The sequence below is a fragment of the Klebsiella sp. HC6 genome, from assembly GCF_022605325.1.
GTDB lineage: Bacteria > Pseudomonadota > Gammaproteobacteria > Enterobacterales > Enterobacteriaceae > Klebsiella > Klebsiella terrigena.
The window spans coordinates 2,139,869-2,158,648 of sequence record NZ_CP093276.1; the positions used below are offsets into that span (position 1 = coordinate 2,139,869).

An 18,780-nucleotide genomic window follows, 5' to 3' on the forward strand; every position below is an offset into this window, starting at 1 on the left:
TGTGACAACGTTCGAGATTAACTTCAGGAGCAAAACGCTATGCCTGGTCGTATTGAGTGGGTACAAGAGAACTGTCGTTTACTGCAGGAGATTGCCGGTGAGTTCCGCGAAACCCGGCCATTTTCCGGGATGACCATTGGGACCGCTATTCACCTCGAGCCTAAAACCGTGGCGCTGTTAATGACGCTGCGCGACGGCGGGGCCGATATCGTCGCCACCGGCAACCTCAACTCAACCCAGCCGGACACGCTGGCGTGGCTGAGTGAGAAGGGAATTCGGGTGATCGGTGAAGCCACCCAGGATCCCGGACGTCATCGTCAATTCCTGCAGCAGGTGCTGGCGGCGAAGCCGGATATGCTGCTGGATAACGGCGGCGATCTGTTCGAGCTGTTCCTTGAGCAACCCTATGATTCTCTGCTGGGCGGCACCGAGGAAACCACCTCCGGGCGCATGCGCCTGGCGCTGAGGCGAGCCGAGCTGAACCGCCCGATCCTCGTTATCAACGACAGCCCGATTAAGCAGTTTGCGGAAAACGAGCACGCGGTCGGCCAGAGCGTGCTGGAGTCATACATGCGGGTGACGAACCGGATAACCAACGGCCAGCGGGTGACCGTGTTCGGCTACGGCGCCTGCGGCATGGGGGTGGCGTATAACTTCCGCAATGCGAACGCCAAAGTCAGCGTGGTGGATAGCGATCCGCTCAAGCGCCTGCGCGCGCATCTGGACGGTTTTGATACCCCCGACCGGGAGACGGCGATCCGCAGCGCCGACGTCATTATCACCGTGACCGGCGGCGGGCGCGTTCTCGGCTCTGAAGACCTGGCGCTGTTAAAAGATAACGTTACCCTCGCCAACGCCGGCCATTTTCCGATCGAAATAGACGTGGCGGATATTGCCGCCCACGGCGACATTCGCGATACCGTGCGTTTCGCCGAGGGAATAACCTGCTATACCCTGGCGAACGGTCGGCGGATCCGCATTCTCACCGACGGCCATATGCTGAACCTGGCCGGCCCGCGCCCGCTCGGCAACTCAATCGAATCGATGGATCTCGGCTTTGCGCTGCAGTCGCGCTGCCTTGAGGCGGTGGCGCGGGGTCACGCCACGCGCGCCGATTGCGTGGTGCCGGTTCCGCGCGAAATCGATGAGCGGGTCGCCAACGGCTACCTCAGCCTGCACTACCCGGCAGGGCATTAATCATAGACAACTCCCGGCGCGGAGCCGACGGCCCGCCGGATTCACAGCAAGAGGATCAATATGGAAAGCAGCGGCCACTTCATTACCGCCGAAATTACCCTTAACGCCCGGTGGTCCATCGAGGAGGGACATCGCGCTATCGATGACTTCTGCGCCGCGATGCGCCAGGAGCCGGGCTGCACCCTGGCCCAGGCCTGGCAGGATAATGCCGACCCGCGGCGGTTTATTCTCTGGGAGCGCTATGAGGATCCGGCGGCCCATCAGCGCCACTTTACCCTGCCGCATACCCAGGCGTTTATCGACGCCGGGTGGGTCAGCCTGGTTCGGGTTTTCGAAACCACGTTGCCGGCGCGCGCCGGTGGGGAGCATGACCATGATTAACTGGGGCATTCTGGGCACCAGCTTTATTTCCGGAGTGATGGCCGAAGCTATCGCCCGCGCGCCCGGGCACCGGCTCTATGCGGCCGCGGGGCGCTCTGCCGCCGGGCTGGCCTCATTTGGCGAAAAGTACGCCCCGCAGCGCCTGTTTGACGACTACGCCCGGCTTATCGCCGATCCTGAGGTTGACGTGGTCTATATCGCCCTGCCAAACCATATTCATCATGATTTCGTGATTCAGGCCGCCCGGGCCGGAAAAGCCATTCTGTGCGAGAAATCGCTGTCGGTGGATATGCCGCGAACCGAAGCGGCGCTGGCGGCGGTAGAAGAGCATCGCGTCTTCTTTATGGAGGGCCTGATGTACCTGCACCATCCGCTGATTGCCGCGCTGATCGATATCCTCAACGGCGGCGAGCTGGGGGAGGTCCGTTCGCTGACGGCCCGCTACGGCGCCAGCATTGCCCACCTGGTGAATCCGGACAGTCGGGGGGCGATTTACAACCTCGGCTGCTATCCGGCTTCATTAGCGCATTTGGTGATGCAGCACCGCCTCGGCGACGCGGTCGGCGACTACCGTCTGGCGGCGATGGGCCGCCGCGGCGCAGACGGCAATCTCGCCGAGGCCACGGCAATCCTGAGCTGGGCCGATGGGGCGGTGGCCTCCCTGCACTGTACGGAAGATTACGGCATGTTCTGGGATTTCAGCATCCAGGGCAGCGTCGGTTCGCTGCGCATTGAGAGTAACCCCTGGCTCCCGGAAGCCGGCGGCAACCGCATCGCCGTCACTCCCTACGAGGGAGAAACCCGCTATATCGATATCGCCGCCGCGGGCGACGCGTTCGACTATCAGGTGCTGGCGGTCGGCAGCGCGCTGGCGCAGGGGGCGCGGGAGGTGGCGCGACCGGCGGCGAGAGCCGAAGACTCGCTGGCCATTATGCGGATGCTCACCGCCTGGGAGCAGGGCGCCGAAGCCGGTCTGGCGTAGGCGCGACAACGATATCGCCTTCAGCCCCTCGGCGACGCCGGAGGGGCGATCCTCTCCGGCGTCTCGCCGCTGGCCCGGCTGCGGGAGAGCAGCTGCTGATATTGCTGCGGAGTATCAACGTCCCAGTGAATGCCATTTTCCTGCACGCCGACCGTTTGGCTACCGAACTGACGCACAATCGTTTTGAGATTATCGTCGGCGCCGGCAGCGACTATTTTTTCAATAATCGAAAACGGCAGCAGCACCGGATGACCCCGGCCCTGCTGATACTCGGGGATAAGGCACGTCTCTTTGCGCTGGCGCCACAGGGAAGCATAGACGCCAGCGCCGGCTGCCGGCATATCGCCGAGGGCGATAAAAAAATGGCGCGCTTTAATGTGCTTTACGCCCGCCTGGATGGATGAAAACATGCCTTGCTGGTAGTTAGCGTTATGAACCAGCTCAATACCTGGATGGTGCGCATAGCGCTGATGCAGCTCGGACCCTCTGAATCCGGTCACCAGGATAACCCGATCGCAAAATGAGAGCGCATTGGCGATGGCGCCGTCGAGGACGGTCCCCTCTCTCCATGGCAGCATCATTTTCCAGGTCCCCATTCTGGTTGACAGTCCCGCCGCCAGAATCAAACACTCTTTAACAGGCATACGTCCTCCGCCACTATCGGCACCCCGAATATCAGCTCGTCCGGGGCGCCGCAAACTCAAGCCTTCAGAATCGCTTTTATCGAGGTGATAATCGGCTGATAGCCGGTGCAGCGGCAGAGGTTACCCTCCAGCGCCTCGCAAATTTCGCTATCGGAAGGTTGAGGGTTTTGATCTAACAGGGCCTTCGTGCTCATTAGTACCCCCGGCGTACAGAAGCCGCACTGGACGCCGCCGTGGCGCACGAACGCGTTTTGCAGCCTCTTCCCGACGGCGTCATGCTGCAGGGCCTCAATCGTGGTGATTTCCGCGCCGTGGCACTGGGCGGCCAGCAGGAGGCACGAGCAGACCGACTTTTGGTTCATAATCACCGTGCAGGCCCCGCACTCGCCGACGGAGCAGCCCTCCTTGGTGCCGGTTAGCCGCAGATCTTCCCGCAGGAAATCCAGCAGGCGGGTGTTATCGTCCACTTCGCGACTGATGCGAATGCCATTAACCTTCAGCTCAATTCGGTTCATTTTTTTGCCACCTTCTGCTCTGCCAGCGTTTCCTGCATCATTTGTCGGAACATATCTTCAAATACCGGTATTTTGTAAGGGGCCGACCAGCGTCCGCCTATCGCCTCATGCATGATTTTGTTCAGCGCCTGGACCGCATCCTCAATTCTCTTCTCGTCGAGGACAAACCCCGTCAGGCAGGCCTCAACCTCCGTCAGCCGCTGGGGTTTGCTGAGCAGTGCGCCATCCACCAGGCGGCAGAGCGCCAGGGTGCCATCGGCAGAAAAGGTGAACAGGCCCGTCAGGCTTTGGCGGGTGATATTCAGCGCGTTGCGGCGTCCCAGCTGTAAATACCGCTGCTGTGATAGCGGCGCGGGCGGGGCGGGTAATATGACCCTGGTGACGATTTCACCTTGATTCAGCGCCGTGCGGTAGCCGCCGACGATAAAGTCGCTGAGCGCTATCCGCCGCGCGCCGCTGGCGCTGCGCAGCTCCAGCCTGGCGTCATAAATAATCAGCGGCGGAACCGAGTCGGCGCAGGGCGCGGCGTTGACGATATTCCCGCCGATCGTCGCCTGGTTGCGCAGCTGGAGAGAGCCGATAGTTTTGCAGGCCGTGACCAGCAGAGGGTAGCGCGCCTTAATCTGCGGGTGCCTGACCAGGTCGGTAAAGCAGACCCCTGAGCCGATAATCAGCTCGTCGTTAACCTCTTCTATCTGCCTGAGCTCCTGAAGTCCCGCAATATTGACCAGCTCGACCTCGTCGGTTTTCAACCGCGCCTGTACCAGAACGTCGGTCCCGCCGGCGATGGGCCGGCTATTTTCCCGCGCCAGCAGCTGCAGCGCCTCGTCCAGATTTTTCGGCGTCGCCATTCGCAGCGTATTGAGGCGCAGAACCTGCTTATGCTCCGCTCCCTCCGCCATGAGTTCGCTCTGGCGCTCGGGTTTTTTCAGGTTATAGCCGAGGCGCACGCGCTCGAGGGTCAGGGGAAGCTGACGGTTTCGTTTCTCCAGGGCGAAGCAGACCGCGTTGTTAAGCGCTGCGGCTCCCAGCTCCAGGACCGGCTCGCCGATGACCTTGGCGCCTAAAGGCCCGGCGCGGTCGTGGTTTTCGACGGCGATAATATCGATATGGGGCATATCCTGGATGGTGGGCAGCAGATAGGTGTCAAAATTCTCGGATTTCACCGCCCCGTTTTCGGTATTAAAATCCTCCAGCATGCCGTATCCCACCATCCCCTGCAGCACGCCGCCGTACACCTGACCGGCAAAGCCGACGGGATTGATCACCTTACCCACATCGTGGGCGGCGACGACGTTATTGATAGCGATCTTGCCGGTGCGGGTATCCAGCGCAATATCGGCGATCTGGCAGCCGTACACCCAGGTGAAATAGGGGCTGCCGCAGCCTTTTTCCTCATCCCAGTGGATAGCCGGCGCCACGTGCCAGCCGTAGGAGGAGAGGTTGGCGCCCGTCGCCCGGGTCAAATCGACAACTTCCTGGAAGGTCAGGGTGGTTTGCGGCTGGTGCCGATTGAAGACTTTCCCCCCCTGCCACACCAGATCGTCGATACCGGCGGCCCCCAGCCGCTGGCTGACGGCGTTGGCCATCCGGTTCTTAATTTTATTGGCGGCGCTCAGGATGGCCTGGCCGCCCATCAGCGTGCCGCGGGAGGCGACGGTAGAGCCGCCGTCGGCGATCATCGAGGTGTCAGGCTCAGAGAACATCACCCGATCCAGCCCGATGCCGAAGGCCTCGGCGGTAATCAGCGACATGGTGGTTTGCAACCCCTGGCCGTTTTCAGAGACGGAGGTTGAAATGTTGATGCTGCCATCGGCGTTCACCTGTATCAGCGCCGATGAGGCGTCCAGGCCCTCCGCGCCGAGGGAGCACCCGCGGTGGCTGAGCGCCAGGCCGATACCGTAGCGCACCGGCCCGCCCTCGGCGTTGAGCTTGCGATAGTGCTCACGCCTGGCGACGAACTCCGCTTTCGCCATGGCTTTTTCGAGGACCTCCTGCGCGGAGACCGTATGATTATCAAACACCTGCCCGGCCATGCTGGTATCGCCCTGGCGGAGAATATTGCGCAGGCGCAGCTCGACCGGGGAGAGCCCCATCGCTTCGGCAACCTCGTCCATCAGCGATTCATTGGCAAAAATGACCTGCGGAGCGCCGTAGCCGCGATAGGCGGAGGTGTAGTTATTGTTGGTATAGACCCCCGTCACGTCGACCCGCACGTTGGGAATGTTGTAAGGCCCGGCGGCCTGCACGGAGCTGCGCCAGGTTACGAACATGGTCTGCCCGGAGTAGCTGCCGCCATCGGCGATAATATCGACCTTAATCGCCTGAATGCGGGCCTCATCATCGAGGCCAATCTTGTACTTCATCTTATAGGGATGGCGTTTATAGCTCTCCCGCATCGACTGTTCCCGATTGTAGGAGATCTTGACCGGGCGGCCGGTAAGATGCGCCAGCAGGGCGGCCCGGCAGGCAATATTGTCGATAATATCGTCCTTGCCGCCAAACGAACCGCCCAGTATCGAGCGCTTAACGTTGACCCGCGACTGCGGAAGGGCGAGGTATTTTGCCACGATCCCGCGTATGCGGTGGGCGTTCTGAATCGAGCCGCTAATGGTCATCACCTGCTCGTTGTTATCGATCCAGGCCGTGATAGATTCAGGTTCTATATAGCCATGTTCCTGAAACCCCACCTCGTACTCGCGTTCAAAAATATGCGTAGAGGCGGCAAAACCGCTGTCGATATCGCCTTTGACGGTGTGGTGGTGATTAATAATATTGCTGTCGAGTTCGCTATGAATTAAGCGCGCTCCGGGTTTCATGGCCTCTTCGGGCGAAACGATGGGCTGCCACGGCGTATAGGTAATCGCGATCTTCTCCGCCGCGAGGCACGCCGCTTCATAGGTTTCGGCGGCGACGACCGCAATGACATCACCGCGATAAGCAATTTCATCGCGAATGATCGGCGGATAGTCGGGAATGATAACGCCGAGGCTCTTCTCGCCGGGAATATCCTCCCACGTGGCAATACGCACCACGCCAGGAACGTTCTTCGCCGCAGATAAGTCGAGCGAATCAATGCGTCCTGCAGGAATATCGACAAAACGACAAACGCCGTACAGCATATTTGCCATTTTAATATCATCGCCGTAAATAGCCTTGCCGCTCACCTTGGCCAGGCCATCAACGCGCGCGACTTCATTGCCAACCAGCGTAGTGGTCATATATTTCTCCGTTTCCAGGGTCCTGTCCCTTGTACGAACGACGCCCGACGGATGGTGTCACCGTAGGTCGCACTGCCGCAGCTGCGGGTCGTGTCTGTTGCGCGGCATAACGGTCGTAAAGACGTTTTTGCCTATCGGGCGAGAAGTAGCAATAGGTATGCCAGCTCAAAGGAATGGGGTTTTCGGGGTTGCCAACTGTGATGCCGATCGAACTTATTGGCGAAACGACGCTGCCTGCGGGAGAGGCCGCAGCCGCCGTTGCCGGGTGATTATCACCTGCGCGGCGATAATTATTATCATAATGATAAAGGGCGGTGATGAAGAGATAGCCTTTCGGCGTCGGGAGGTGGCGCATGGCGACCAGAGGGAGGGGCGTTTCTCGACGTTAAAGCCCCCGGGCGCCGGGTTGCGCCCAGGGGAGTACGGGGAAGGGAAGCTAGCGGAAAGGCGGCTCGTTGAAGGTGCGCAGCTTGCGCGAATGCATATGATCGCCTTCGGCCCGCAGGAGGTCGATGGCCTTAATGCCAATCTGCAAATGTTCTGAAATCGCCCCTTCATAAAAACGGTTGGCCTGGCCGGGGAGCTTTATCTCTCCGTGCAGCGGCTTATCAGAGACGCACAGCAGCGTGCCGTACGGGACGCGGAAGCGGTAGCCCTGGGCGGCGATAGTCGCGCTTTCCATATCAATCGCGACGGCGCGGCTGAGGTTGAAGCGCAGCGCCGAGGCGGAATAGCGCAGCTCCCAGTTGCGGTCGTCGGTGGTGACTACCGTCCCGGTGCGCAGCCGCTGCTTAACCTCTTCGCCCGGCATGCCGCTGATCTGCTTGGTGGCGTCGTACAGCGCGCGCTGGACCTCGGCGATGCTGGGGATCGGGATATCCGGCGGCAGCACCGCATCGAGCACGTGGTCGTCGCGCAGATAGGCGTGCGCCAGCACGTAGTCGCCGATGGTCTGGCTTTCGCGCAGGCCGCCGCAGTGGCCAATCATCAGCCACACGTCAGGGCGCAGCACCGCCAGATGATCGCAGATATTCTTGGCGTTAGAAGGGCCAACGCCGATGTTAATCAAGGTGATCCCCTGACCATCTTTGGTGATCAGGTGCCAGGCGGGCATCTGGTGCTTTTTCCATGCCAGGTCGGACACGGCCTGCTCCGGCGCTTCGGTATCGGCGGTGATCCAGATCCCGCCGGCGCAGGAGAGCGCGATATAGGGGCTGTCGGGATCGAGGATCTGGCTGCAGCCCCAGCGCACGAACTCATCCACGTAGCGGGTGTAGTTGGTGAACAGGACGTACGGCTGGAAATGGTCGACCGGCGTGCCGGTGTAGTGGCGCAGGCGGGCGAGGGAGAAATCGACGCGTCGGGCATCGAAGTGGGAAAGCGGGTGGTTTTCGGTCGGGTGGAATATCCCGTCGGCGGTTTCATCGCCAATCTGCGACAGCTCGGTGGTCGGGAAATGGCGGGTCAGGCCCGCGCTCATCGAGCGATCGAGGGTCAGCGCGGAACCGTCGATCACGTAAGGGTAGGGAATTTCATGCTGCGAAAGCCCAACGCTAATGTGCGCGCCGTAATCCTCATACAGCAGGGTCAGCTGTTCGAGGAGGTAGGTGCGAAAGAGCTTAGGATTGGTAATGGTGGTGGTGTAACAGCCGGCGTGGGTGAAGCGGCCCCAGGCGCGGGTTTTGAGGGCCTTGTGATCGGCGCCATCCCAGGAAACGGACAGCAGCGGATAGACAAACAGCCCCTGGGCACGGACGCTCTCGTCAGGGAGCACGTTGTGGTTGATGTACTCGCCAATGGCTTTACGTAGCGCATTGACCGACTGCTCATACTGCGTTTCTAGCTGACTCAGCGCTTGTTCCGGGGTCAGACTGGCGGCCTTGTGGTTCATCGTTCGCTCCTTGTTTCAGGTCTGCTGACGTGTTCGATAGTATGTCACAGACCGAAAAGAGCGAAGGGGAATTTCACCGGCTGAGCGATGAAAATACTGCAAATAGAAACAGTTGGTGATTATTACTGGCGGCTATTCGGCCCTGGAATGCGCGCTATCTGCCCAGCGCTCGGGGCTGAAGTGCGTTGCCTTTTGTACCCTGATAGTCACCGCGGGGTCGTCGTTGATGCGGTAGCGGGCGTTCGCCAGCGGCGTGAGCTTATCGCCGATTTTTAAGCCGCAGCGGCAGGGTTCAATCTCGGCAATGATCAGCAGTTGGCCGCTTTGTAAAACCACGCGGGTCGTTGCGGTGCAGACCTTTTTTACCCACCACTCCATCTCTTTCTCTCTGGCCTGTTATATTCCCGGCGATAATTGTCTTTTGCTCCGCTTCTGACAATAAGAATAGCCTTTCGGTTTAGTCTATGTTTAAAAAGCGTCTCGCAGGCTTTAGTCACACAAACACCAACGCGCCAATGCGCCAACGGTCGTCATATACGGCAAAGAAAATGGACAGCAATATGGCAATGATGCGCTTTACCCGACACCTGAATAAAGCTGGTTTAAAAGTCGCCTCGCTGGTGAAAAAAATCGCCGTGGGCCTGCTTATCGTGATTGGCGTTTTTTTTGCCGGACGTATTTATGAAACCCAGCGCGGGCCTGCGCTGCATTCGTGGCATACCTGGTCCGCCGATGAAATGTCGGCGGCTGAGATTGACCGCACCACCTTTGCCGGATATCTGGCGCGGGAGGGGGCTATTTTTCAGCAGATGAAAACTCAGCTGACGGATGCGCTTCCAGATAATGAAAAAACGCCGCTCAACCGTTTTTATGCCCAAAGCGAGGTCTACCCGGAGAAGTTTCAGCCTAACTGGAACCGCTCCTTCGTGCTGCTGCCGGAGGGAAAGCCGCGCGGCACCGCGGTGCTGCTGCACGGGCTGACGGACTCGCCCTACAGCGTGCGCTATCTGGCAAAAGCCTATCAGCAGCAGGGGTTCGTGGCGGTGGTGCCGAGGCTGCCGGGACACGGCACCGCGCCGGGATCGCTGACCGCCGTTGACTGGCAGGCGTGGATGGCGACAACGCGCCTGGCGGTGCGCGAAGCGACGCGGCTGGGCGGGCCGCAGGTACCGCTACACGTGATCGGCTACTCCAACGGCGGCGCGCTGGCGCTGAAGTATGCGCTCGACGCGCTGGATGATAACGCTCTGCCCGAGCCGCAGCAGATAGTCCTGCTGTCGCCGATGATCGGGGTGACCGCGTTTGCCCGCTTTGCCGGGCTGACGGGGCTGCCGGCGGTGTTCCCGGCCTTTGCCCGGGCGGCATGGCTGAACGTGGTGCCGGAGTTTAATCCTTACAAGTACAACTCGTTTCCGGTGAAGGCGGCCCGGCAGTCGTGGCTGTTAACCCAGGCGCTGCAGGAGCAGATAGTCCAGGCCTCCCGCAGCCGGCGGCTTGCCGCGCTGCCGCCGGTGCTGACCTTCCAGTCGGTCATGGACTCCACGGTGAGCACCCGGGCGGTGGTTGATTCGCTGTATCGCTACCTGCCGCAAAACGGCAGCGAGCTGGTGATTTTTGATATCAACCAGGCCGCCAACCTGCGGGCGCTGTTTCGTCCCGCGCTCTACTCTGCGGTCAGCGCGCTTCTGCCGCCGGCGCCGCGGCAATATAGCACCACGGTGATTACCAACGCCTCGCCCACCACCTACGAGACGGTGGCACGCACCACGCCGGCAGGAGAAAAAGAGGAGCGGGTGACGCCGCTGAACCTTGCGTGGCCGCAGGATATGTATTCGCTTTCGCACGTGGCGGTGCCGTTCCCGCTGAACGACTCCCTGTACGGCCGCGAGCCGACGGAGAAGAATCGTTACGGCATCAGCATCGGTACGATTTCGCTCCGGGGAGAGACCTCCAGCCTCAGCGTCGGGCTGGATACGCTGATGCGCGTGACCTCCAACCCGTTCTTCCCGTTTATGATGGCGCGCATCGACCAGCGCATCGGCTGCGGCTTCCAGCCTGATATGCGGGCCTGCCTGCGGCCTGAAGCGCGGGTTGAGGCCTCAAAATAGCGAGACGTGCATCAGGGTGCGAACCGCGATGCCAACCATGGCGCCAGGCGCGACAAAGCGGAACAGGCGGACAAACCGCGAGCTGACGCCAAGAAAAATGCCGATTCCCGGCAGATCGAAGGTTTGAATCAGCAGCCCGGCGGAGGCGTTAATCTGGCTGGCGGTGACCTTGCCCTGCTGAAGCAATTCAGAGATCACGCCAAAGTAGGCCGTGCCGCCGGCCACGCATTTGACCAGCGCCGGCAGGACGAAGTTTTCCGGGATATGCAGCCACAGCAGCAGCGGCATCAGCAGGCGCTGCAGCATATCAATCAGGCCGGCAGCCTGCACCAGCCCGACGATGGTGAGCGACAGGATCAGCATCGGCACCGCGCCGAGGGCCAGACGAATCGCGTCGGAGCCGGCGCTGTTGATAACGGAAATGATCCCCTGGCTAGTTTGCTCCGCGTTGGGTAGCGCCTCCGCGCGGGCGTTTTCGACGGTCGACAGCCGGCGGCCGGTGAAGTACCAGGTTGCCGCAGCCGCGCACAGCCCGCCAACAATCGAAATGATTATCGAGGCCATCCAGTGCAGGCCGAAGGGGGCGAGGGGATAGAAGACGTTGCCCTGGCCCATGGCAAAGACCATCGCCAGGGTTGCGGCCATCTGTCGGTCAGAGACGCCGCGTTTATCCATAATCGACAGGGTTGCCAGCGGGGCGGCAAAGCTGACGAAATTCATCTGAATCAGGGCAAAAGCGCTCATCCCGGTTAAACCAAACGGCTTGAGCAGCGGCGCCACCCAGCGGACGATAACGTCGAGCACCCCGCGAACTTCCAGATACTTCATGATGATCAGCATCACTACCATAATGGGTAGCAGGGTATAAAGCGCGACGTTAACCGAGGATTTCCCCGCCGACATAATAATGCTTATGACATCCATTTATTTTTCGAGCACCGCCTGCAAAACCATTAATTAGCATCATGATAATCCCCGCTGCCGCGAAATGATACGATCTGCCGCTATTGGCAGTCGCCCCTGCCGGTTGTTATATATACTGATCATAAGGGGCGCGTATCACCGGTAAAATGCCGCCACGACATTTGCAAAGCGCGGTTATTATTCCCAGAATGAATACCCAGTGGAAATTATCTATAAGGAAAAGCCTATGCCACGTTGTCGGCTGATAGTATTGGCAGCCCTGATTATTTTTGCCTCTGCGGCGCGGGCTGAAAAGGGCGTTTACGGCGAGCAGCGCATCAGCGGCTGGTGGGACTGGTTAAAAAATGATGTTTCGCAAACCTGGAACGAGCCGCAAAACTATGACCTGTATCTGCCGTTTCTCAGCTGGCACAACCGCTTAACCTACGATAAAGAGAAAACGGATAGCTACAACGAGATGCCCTGGGGCGGCGGCTTCGGCTTCTCTCGCTACCACGATGACGGCGACTGGAGCTCGCTGTACGCCATGATGTTTAAGGATTCGCATAACGAGTGGCAGCCCATCATCGGCTACGGCTGGGAGAAGGGCTGGTATCTGGATAGCGCCCGCGATTTCCGCCTCGGGCTCGGGGTGACCGCCGGAATTACCGCGCGCGATGATTTCGCTAATTACGTGCCGCTACCGATTATCCTGCCGCTGTTTTCCGCAAGCTATCAGCGGCTTAGCGTGCAGTTTACCTATATTCCCGGCACCTATAATAACGGTAACGTCCTCTTTGCCTGGCTGCGCTATGGTTTTTAAACCCGGCGCCAGGCCGGGCCGCAAGGCTTAAAGGGTGATCACCTTTTTGGCGACCGGGTTTGATAGCACCAGCATTGAAATCAATACCGAGGCGACAAACGTCAGGGCAATCAGCATTAATTTTGTGCTCAGCGAACCGATCGGGATAAGGGAGCTCAGGAGATGAAAAACGGAGTAGTGGAGGATATAGACCCCGGTCATCGTTTTGCTGATTGCCGCCAGAATACTCTCTTTAAACTCGCTGTTTTTACGAAAACGAACGCCGTTGGCCGCAATAACCAGCGCCACCACCAGAATATAAATTTGCGAACCGGTGAGCAGGAACGCATTTCTGTCGGCCTTAAACAGGGCGAAAAAGAAATGGCGCTCGTAAAACCAGGTGAAAAGATAAATAAACGGTATGGCACACATCGCGGCTTTTACCACTTTATCGCGAGTCAGCCAGCGCACGACCATTGGATCGTTAAACAGCTGGCCGGTTAAATAGAACAACAGCCAGGTCCACAGGCGATACTGCGGCGCCAGGCTTAGCACGTGAACGTCAGGATAGAGTGCCGCCAGCAGATCGTAGCCGTAGGAGAACAGCAGCAGGGCAAACACCGCGCTAAAAAAGATCCTTCTGCGCAGGCTTAGCCACTCGACCAGCGGGTGGAAGGTATAGATCACAATAAAGGTGAAGACGAACCACGGCTGAATCAGATAGCCGCGCTGGTAGGGCTCAAAGAGGTAGTAAATCGTCATCCAGAAAAGGAAGACGATCACCACGCTTTTAATTTTACCCATCTGCCAGCGCTCGCTGTGCCGGGACTGGGCGTCGAGATAGCCCGCCACCACAAAAAACAGCGGGGTGGCGATGGTCGAGACAAACGTCAGAAAGCCGAGGATCCAGTGATAATCGTAATCATACAGATCCCAGGTGTTATAGATGGTAAAGAACGTTACCGCCGTCATGCATCCCAGCGTTTTGATAATATTTAACCCGGTGGTGTTCATTGTGCTTGCTGAATATCCTTAGGGTGGAAACAGGCGTAAATAACCGGCAGAACCAGTAGCGTCAGGATGGTCGCAAAACCCAGTCCAAACATGATAACAACCGCCATGCTCTGGAAGAAGACGTCCAGCAGCAGCGGCGCCAGCCCGAGCACGGTGGTGAAGGCCGTGAGCAGTATAGGGCGTAAGCGCGAGGTTGCGGCATAGATAATTGCCTGGTGCTGCGGCTTTTCCTGCTTCTGCTGTTCAATTTCTTCCACCAGCACGATGCCGTTGCGGATAAGCATGCCGCTCAGGCTGAGTAAACCGATCAGCGCCATAAAGCCGAAAGGTATGCCGGTAATTAAAAAGCCCGGGGTTACGCCGATAAGCGCCAGCGGTACGGTCAGCCAGATGGCGACCGCATTTTTCAGCGAGCTGAACATCAGCACGGTGATGACAAACATCACCAGATAGCCGAGCGGCAGGGTAGTGAAGAGCCCCTGCTGCGCTTCGCTGGAGTTCTCGGCATCGCCTCCCCACTCAATGCTGTAGCCGTGCGGCAGGCTAAGCGCGTTAATCTGCGGCTGCACCCGCGCCAGAATATCTCCCGAGGTTTGGTTGCTCAGAGGGTCGGGGTCGGTCATCACCGTGAGTACGCGGCTGCGGTCGCGGCGCAGAATCAACGGATCTTCCCATTCAAGGGTAAAGTCGCTGACCACGTTGCTCAGCGGAATGTACTGCTGCCGGCTTTGGCTCCACACCAGCACGTTGTTGAGATGGTTAGCATCCTGACGTTCGGCGGCCGGCGGACGGACCACCACCGGCAGCAGATCGGCGCCTTCGCGGTACAGCCCGACGCGGCTGCCGGTGAAGTTCATCTGCAGCGCGCTGTCGATATCCTGTTTATCCACCCCCAGCTCGCGCCCAAGGGTGGTCGAGTACTGCGGTCGGATGGTTTTACTGCGGTTCTGCCAGTCGTTACGCACGCTGCCGGCGGCCGGATCCGCGGAGAGGATGGTGCTCACCTGGCTGGCTATCAGCCGTAATCTGTCGGGATCGGGGCCTTTGATGCGCACCTCGATCGCGCTGTCGCCGGACGGACCGAACATCACCCGCTTGCTGCTGGCGTTGACCTGCGGATAGTTGCGCGCAATATAGGCGTCAACGTGGCGCGTGAGGGCGTCGATGCTGCGCCGGTCGTCCATGCGCACCATAATCTGCGCATAGTTGCTGTACTGCCGCTGGCCGCTGTAGGTGAGGATAAAGCGCATGCTGCCCTGGCCGACGGTAGCGATGGTGGTGACGACCCCGGGCTGGCCGTTAATCGTCGTTTCGATATCGCTGGCCATTTTTTCGGTTGCCGCAATATCGGTACCGTAGGGCAGCCACAGGTCAACGAAGAAGATCGGCGTGTTTGATGAAGGGAAAAAGTTCTGCCGCACCGAACCGAATCCCCAGATAGCGCCGCCCAGCAGCGCCGCCATCAGCACGAGGGTGATGGTTTTGCGCATCAGCAGGGCGTTAAGGATCTGCTGATAGCTGCGGTAAAAGCGCCCGCGGTAGGGGTCGGCCTCGGCGGCCGGCGCCGGGGACGCCGCGCCTTTAAACAGCCACCATTTGATCAGCACCGGGGTGATGGTGAGCGCCGAGAACCAGCTGAGCATCAGGGAAATTAACAGCACCTGGAACAGCGATTTACAGTACTCCCCCGTCGAGTCCTGCGACAGGCCGATCGGCGCGAAGGCGAGGATCGCAATCACGGTCGCCCCCAGCAGGGGCAGGGCGGATCGGTGGATAACGTAGTTAACGGCGGTCAGCAGCGTCGATCCCTGCTGGCGGGCAATCAGCACCCCTTCGACGATGACGATGGCGTTATCGACCAGCATGCTGAGGGCGATAATCAGCGCCCCCAGCGAAATCCGCTGCAGCTCAATGCCCCACAGATACATAATCAGCAGCGTACCCAGCACGTTAAGCGCCAGCGAGAACGCGATAATAATGCCGCTGCGCACGCCCATGAAGATCAGCAGCACGCCGACGACAATGGCCAGCGCCATCAGGAAGTTGGTGATAAAGCCGCTAACCGAGTGGCCGACTTCGGCCGCCTGATCGTAGAACAGATCGATTTTTATCCCGGCGGGCTTTTCCGCCGACATTTGCTCAAGCCGCGCCTCCAGCGCGTGGCCAACGTCGATGACGTTGACGCCGGGGATGAACGAAACCCCCATCGTCACCGCCTGGCGACCGTTGGCGTGGTAGATGCTGGAGGGCGATTCGCTCAGCCCGCGCGAGAGGGTGGCAATATCCCGCAGCCGGGTCGTTGCCCCGGTACCGTGGGGGTTGATGGGCAGATCGCCCAGCTCGTCGAGATTGTCAAATTCCCCGGTCGGATGCAGGCGAATGGACTCGCTGCCGGATTTGATCTCCCCGGCGCTGGAAACGACGTTCAGGCGGCTGAGAATGGCGGAAAGCTGGTTCAGCGTAATGCCGCGGGCCGCCATTTTGGGCAGCGAGATATCAATATTGATTTGCTGCGGGATCGCCCCGCCGATGGCGACCTTGCCGACGCCGGGTACCAGCACCAGCTCCCGGCGCAGCTGCTCGGCATAGCGGACCAGCTCCGGATTGGTAAAACTGTCGCCGGAAATGGCAAAGAAGAAGCCAAACACGTCGCCGAAATCATCGTTTACGAAGGGGGCAACCACGCCGGGCGGGAAGAGCCGGGCCGCGTCTCCCACCCGGCGCCGCAGCTCGTCCCATATCTGCGGCAGCTCGCTGGAGTGATAGTTCGAGGCGATGTTTACGGTAATCTGCGACAGCCCGTTGGAGGAGATGGAGCTGACGTTATCGAGGTAGGGCAGCTGCTGCAGGGCATTTTCCAGCGGCAGGGTGACCTCCTCCTCAACCTGCTGGGCCGAGGCGCCAGGATAGTGGGTAATGACCACGGCGGTTTTAATCGTAAACGCCGGATCTTCCAGGCGGCCGATATTGAGCAGGGCGAAAATACCGCCCACGCCCAGCAGCAGAATGGTGAGCCAGACGCGAACGGGATTATTAATAAACTGGCGGGAGATATCCATTAAAGGCCTCGTTCACGCGTCCAGATTCGAACCGGCTGCTGCGCATGCAGTTCGCTTACGCCGGCTGCCACTACGCGCTCGCCGGCGCTGAGCCCGTCGGTAATGACCACCCCCTGGGTTGTCACCTGCCCGACGCTCACTTTGCGATCCTCAAGATGCAGCTGCTCGCCATCGCCTTTAATCACCCACACGTGCGGCTCGTTGCGCTGGTGACTATCGGGATTGAAGACCGCCTCAACCGGCACCACCAGCGCCTCGCGGCCGGCGTTGGCGGGGAGGTTTGCCAGGTTAACCGTCACGGTGCCGCTGACGCCGCCGACCGTCGGGAAATCGGCCGGGCGTGGCATGGTCAAAATCACCTGCCAGGTGAGGGTGCTATTGTCGCTGCTGCCGGAATGCTCTTTGTACTGCGCGGTGAACTGGCGGTCCGGCAGGGAGTTGATTCTGACGATCGGCCGATACTGGGCGTTGCGAATATCAAAGGCGCTAAACAGGTTTTCCGGGATGCTAAAGACCACGTCGAGCAGATCGGTACGCGTCAGGGTCACCACGGTCTGCCCGGCGGCCACCACCTGATGATTGCGGACCGGGACGCTGGCCGCCACCCCGCTAAAGGGCGCGTTGAGCGTCATCTGGCCGAGCTCTTCGCGGGCAATTTTCAGCGCGGCGTTAGCCGAGTCGCGGCTGGCGCGCTGAACGTCCATTTCCGCTTTTGAAATAGCCTGGCGGCCGGCGAGGGTCTGGAAGCGATCGAACTGCCGCTGGGCGAGCGTGGCGGCGGTTTGTCGTTCATTGACGCGCTGCTGGGCTTCGCGCGCGTTGAGGCGGGCGAGGACCTGCCCTTGCGCAACGTTCGCGCCTTGCCGAACCTCGAGCGACTCTACCTGGCCGCCGCGTTTAAAAGAGAGCTCCGTGGAGTCCCCGGATTCGATGCGTGCGGGGAAAACGCGCTGCTGTGAATCACCTACCGCGGTCACCTCAGCGGCTTTCACCATCCGCGGCAGCGGCGTAACCTGCGGCGCTTTCTGGTCGCAAGCTGTTGTTATTAAAATAACAACAGGAATGAGAGAAAAATAACGGTTCACTGTATTCCCCGCAGAGCTAAGAGATTTGTTTTACATATTAGTTACAAACGTCGGACTTATTCAGCCAGGGCAGAGACGACGAAATAGGTGAATAATCCTGTAGCCGTACAGGCAATTATTGCCAGGGCGATAAACAGGCTCAGGCGAAACAGACTATAGCCAAACATCGTTCCTCCTTTGGTACTGGTTATATTGTAAGTAGATTCTTATCTACCTAATTACTGGGTGGTTTTCAGAAGCGCCAGGGCCCCTGATAATGAGCATAGTCGTAGAAAAGCGGAAAGGTTAAAAAGAGTAAAAATTGCCCTTATGTCGACGGTTTAGCGGCGTTTTCAGCCGAATTGTCTGAGGCGGGCTATCTCCGTGATATTTTTCAATATATTAATTGGCGGCTTAATCATGTTAACCGTCGTGTGCTACGTTTAATCATACCGACTTCTGTGCCAGCTTTGTTCCTGAGATTTTTTCCTCAACGCGTCTCGTTGGGGAGCTATTCGCGATCTATTCTATTGGTAACAAAAGGATTGTCTGTATGTATAAAAATATTCTGGTCCCGGTTGATGTCTTTGAAATTGGCCTTGCCGACAAGGCGCTATCCCACGCTCAGTTTCTCGCGCAGAGCTCTGCCGGGAAAATTCACCTGGTGCACGTAAATCCTCTATTTTCCCCGGCGCTGACGCGCGGATTTATTTCCGATGCGCGAAAAATGGAAGACTATCTTGTTAAAAATTCTCAGGAAAAACTTGCTGAGCTCGTCAAAAAGTCGGGTCTGGCGGAAGGTGACGTTGAGATTCACGTTCGCAGCGGCAACGTTCGTGACGAAGTGACGAAGCTGGCCGACGAGCTGCAGGCGGATGTGGTGATCGTTGGCTCACGCAACCCCAATATTCAGACCCATTTGCTGGGTTCTGAGGCGGCCAGTATCGTTCGTTATGCTCACGTTCCGGTATTCGTTGTGCGTTAAGGGCGGCCTGATGC

General features: G+C 59.2%; 15 protein-coding genes. 6 read left to right on the forward strand and 9 right to left on the reverse strand.

Translation table 11 applies throughout. The features are described from left to right. Nucleotides 1-39: 39 nt before the first annotated feature. The 3 genes from MMW58_RS10430 to MMW58_RS10440 are packed head-to-tail and all read left to right on the forward strand — an operon-like array spanning nt 40 to nt 2,560. Nucleotides 40-1,197 carry an adenosylhomocysteinase gene (locus tag MMW58_RS10430; protein WP_241723297.1) on the forward strand — a complete coding sequence of 386 codons (1,158 nt, stop codon included), beginning with the start codon at nt 40-42 and terminating at the stop codon, nt 1,195-1,197. Between the two features lie 60 nt (nt 1,198-1,257). Beyond that, the gene (locus MMW58_RS10435; protein WP_241723298.1) at nt 1,258-1,578 is read left to right on the forward strand and encodes a putative quinol monooxygenase; all 321 of its coding nucleotides are present in this window, start codon (nt 1,258-1,260) and stop codon (nt 1,576-1,578) included. Continuing rightward, nucleotides 1,565-2,560, forward strand: coding sequence for a Gfo/Idh/MocA family protein (locus MMW58_RS10440; RefSeq protein WP_200851415.1), 996 nt, complete (start codon nt 1,565-1,567; stop codon nt 2,558-2,560). Before MMW58_RS10435 ends, MMW58_RS10440 begins: the two co-directional genes overlap by 14 nt. A gap of 20 nt (nt 2,561-2,580) precedes the next feature. Here MMW58_RS10440 and MMW58_RS10445 read toward each other — a convergent pair whose 3' ends face one another. From MMW58_RS10445 to MMW58_RS10465, 5 genes are all read right to left on the reverse strand, one after another. Next, a complete protein-coding gene (locus MMW58_RS10445; RefSeq protein ID WP_241723299.1) occupies nt 2,581-3,204 on the reverse strand; it encodes an NTP transferase domain-containing protein in 624 nt (207 codons plus the stop codon). Between the two features lie 56 nt (nt 3,205-3,260). Next, nucleotides 3,261-3,719 (reverse strand): (2Fe-2S)-binding protein, encoded by a 459-nt coding sequence (locus MMW58_RS10450; protein WP_045859420.1) that lies wholly within the window; start codon nt 3,717-3,719, stop codon nt 3,261-3,263. Continuing rightward, the gene (locus MMW58_RS10455) at nt 3,716-6,940 is read right to left on the reverse strand and encodes a molybdopterin cofactor-binding domain-containing protein (RefSeq protein WP_241723302.1); all 3,225 of its coding nucleotides are present in this window, start codon (nt 6,938-6,940) and stop codon (nt 3,716-3,718) included. The genes MMW58_RS10450 and MMW58_RS10455 overlap by 4 nt, the downstream gene beginning before the upstream one ends. Nucleotides 6,941-7,376: 436 nt before the next feature. Next, on the reverse strand, nt 7,377-8,831 hold the full coding sequence (locus MMW58_RS10460; protein WP_045859415.1) for an AMP nucleosidase: 1,455 nt from the start codon (nt 8,829-8,831) through the stop codon (nt 7,377-7,379). A 132-nt stretch (nt 8,832-8,963) separates the two neighbouring features. After that, nucleotides 8,964-9,209: a histidine kinase gene (locus tag MMW58_RS10465; RefSeq protein WP_133598697.1), complete on the reverse strand. Its 246-nt coding sequence runs from the start codon at nt 9,207-9,209 to the stop codon at nt 8,964-8,966. A 182-nt stretch (nt 9,210-9,391) separates the two neighbouring features. On the opposite strand from MMW58_RS10465, the gene MMW58_RS10470 reads away from it, so the two are divergent. Further along, the gene (locus tag MMW58_RS10470; RefSeq protein ID WP_241723714.1) at nt 9,392-10,939 is read left to right on the forward strand and encodes an alpha/beta hydrolase; all 1,548 of its coding nucleotides are present in this window, start codon (nt 9,392-9,394) and stop codon (nt 10,937-10,939) included. Here the strand turns inward: MMW58_RS10470 and MMW58_RS10475 are convergent. Next, nucleotides 10,931-11,863: a nucleoside recognition domain-containing protein gene (locus MMW58_RS10475; protein WP_133598695.1), complete on the reverse strand. Its 933-nt coding sequence runs from the start codon at nt 11,861-11,863 to the stop codon at nt 10,931-10,933. The genes MMW58_RS10470 and MMW58_RS10475 overlap by 9 nt on opposite strands. A gap of 226 nt (nt 11,864-12,089) precedes the next feature. On the opposite strand from MMW58_RS10475, the gene pagP reads away from it, so the two are divergent. Continuing rightward, a complete protein-coding gene (pagP, locus tag MMW58_RS10480; RefSeq protein ID WP_133598693.1) occupies nt 12,090-12,665 on the forward strand; it encodes a lipid IV(A) palmitoyltransferase PagP in 576 nt (191 codons plus the stop codon). 27 nt (nt 12,666-12,692) lie between these two features. On the opposite strand, the gene MMW58_RS10485 is transcribed toward pagP, so the two are convergent. Genes MMW58_RS10485 through MMW58_RS10495 form a run of 3 tightly spaced genes read right to left on the reverse strand, consistent with a single transcriptional unit; the run spans nt 12,693 to nt 17,802 of the window. Continuing rightward, nucleotides 12,693-13,658 (reverse strand): acyltransferase, encoded by a 966-nt coding sequence (locus MMW58_RS10485; RefSeq protein WP_076945592.1) that lies wholly within the window; start codon nt 13,656-13,658, stop codon nt 12,693-12,695. Continuing rightward, entirely contained in the window at nt 13,655-16,717 is a 3,063-nt protein-coding gene (locus MMW58_RS10490; RefSeq protein ID WP_241723304.1) for an efflux RND transporter permease subunit, read from the reverse strand. The genes MMW58_RS10485 and MMW58_RS10490 overlap by 4 nt, the downstream gene beginning before the upstream one ends. Further along, the gene (locus MMW58_RS10495; protein ID WP_159235662.1) at nt 16,717-17,802 is read right to left on the reverse strand and encodes an efflux RND transporter periplasmic adaptor subunit; all 1,086 of its coding nucleotides are present in this window, start codon (nt 17,800-17,802) and stop codon (nt 16,717-16,719) included. Before MMW58_RS10495 ends, MMW58_RS10490 begins: the two co-directional genes overlap by 1 nt. A gap of 532 nt (nt 17,803-18,334) precedes the next feature. Between MMW58_RS10495 and MMW58_RS10500 the strand changes: the two genes are divergently transcribed. After that, nucleotides 18,335-18,766 (forward strand): universal stress protein, encoded by a 432-nt coding sequence (locus MMW58_RS10500; RefSeq protein ID WP_045859401.1) that lies wholly within the window; start codon nt 18,335-18,337, stop codon nt 18,764-18,766. Nucleotides 18,767-18,780: the final 14 nt, after the last annotated feature.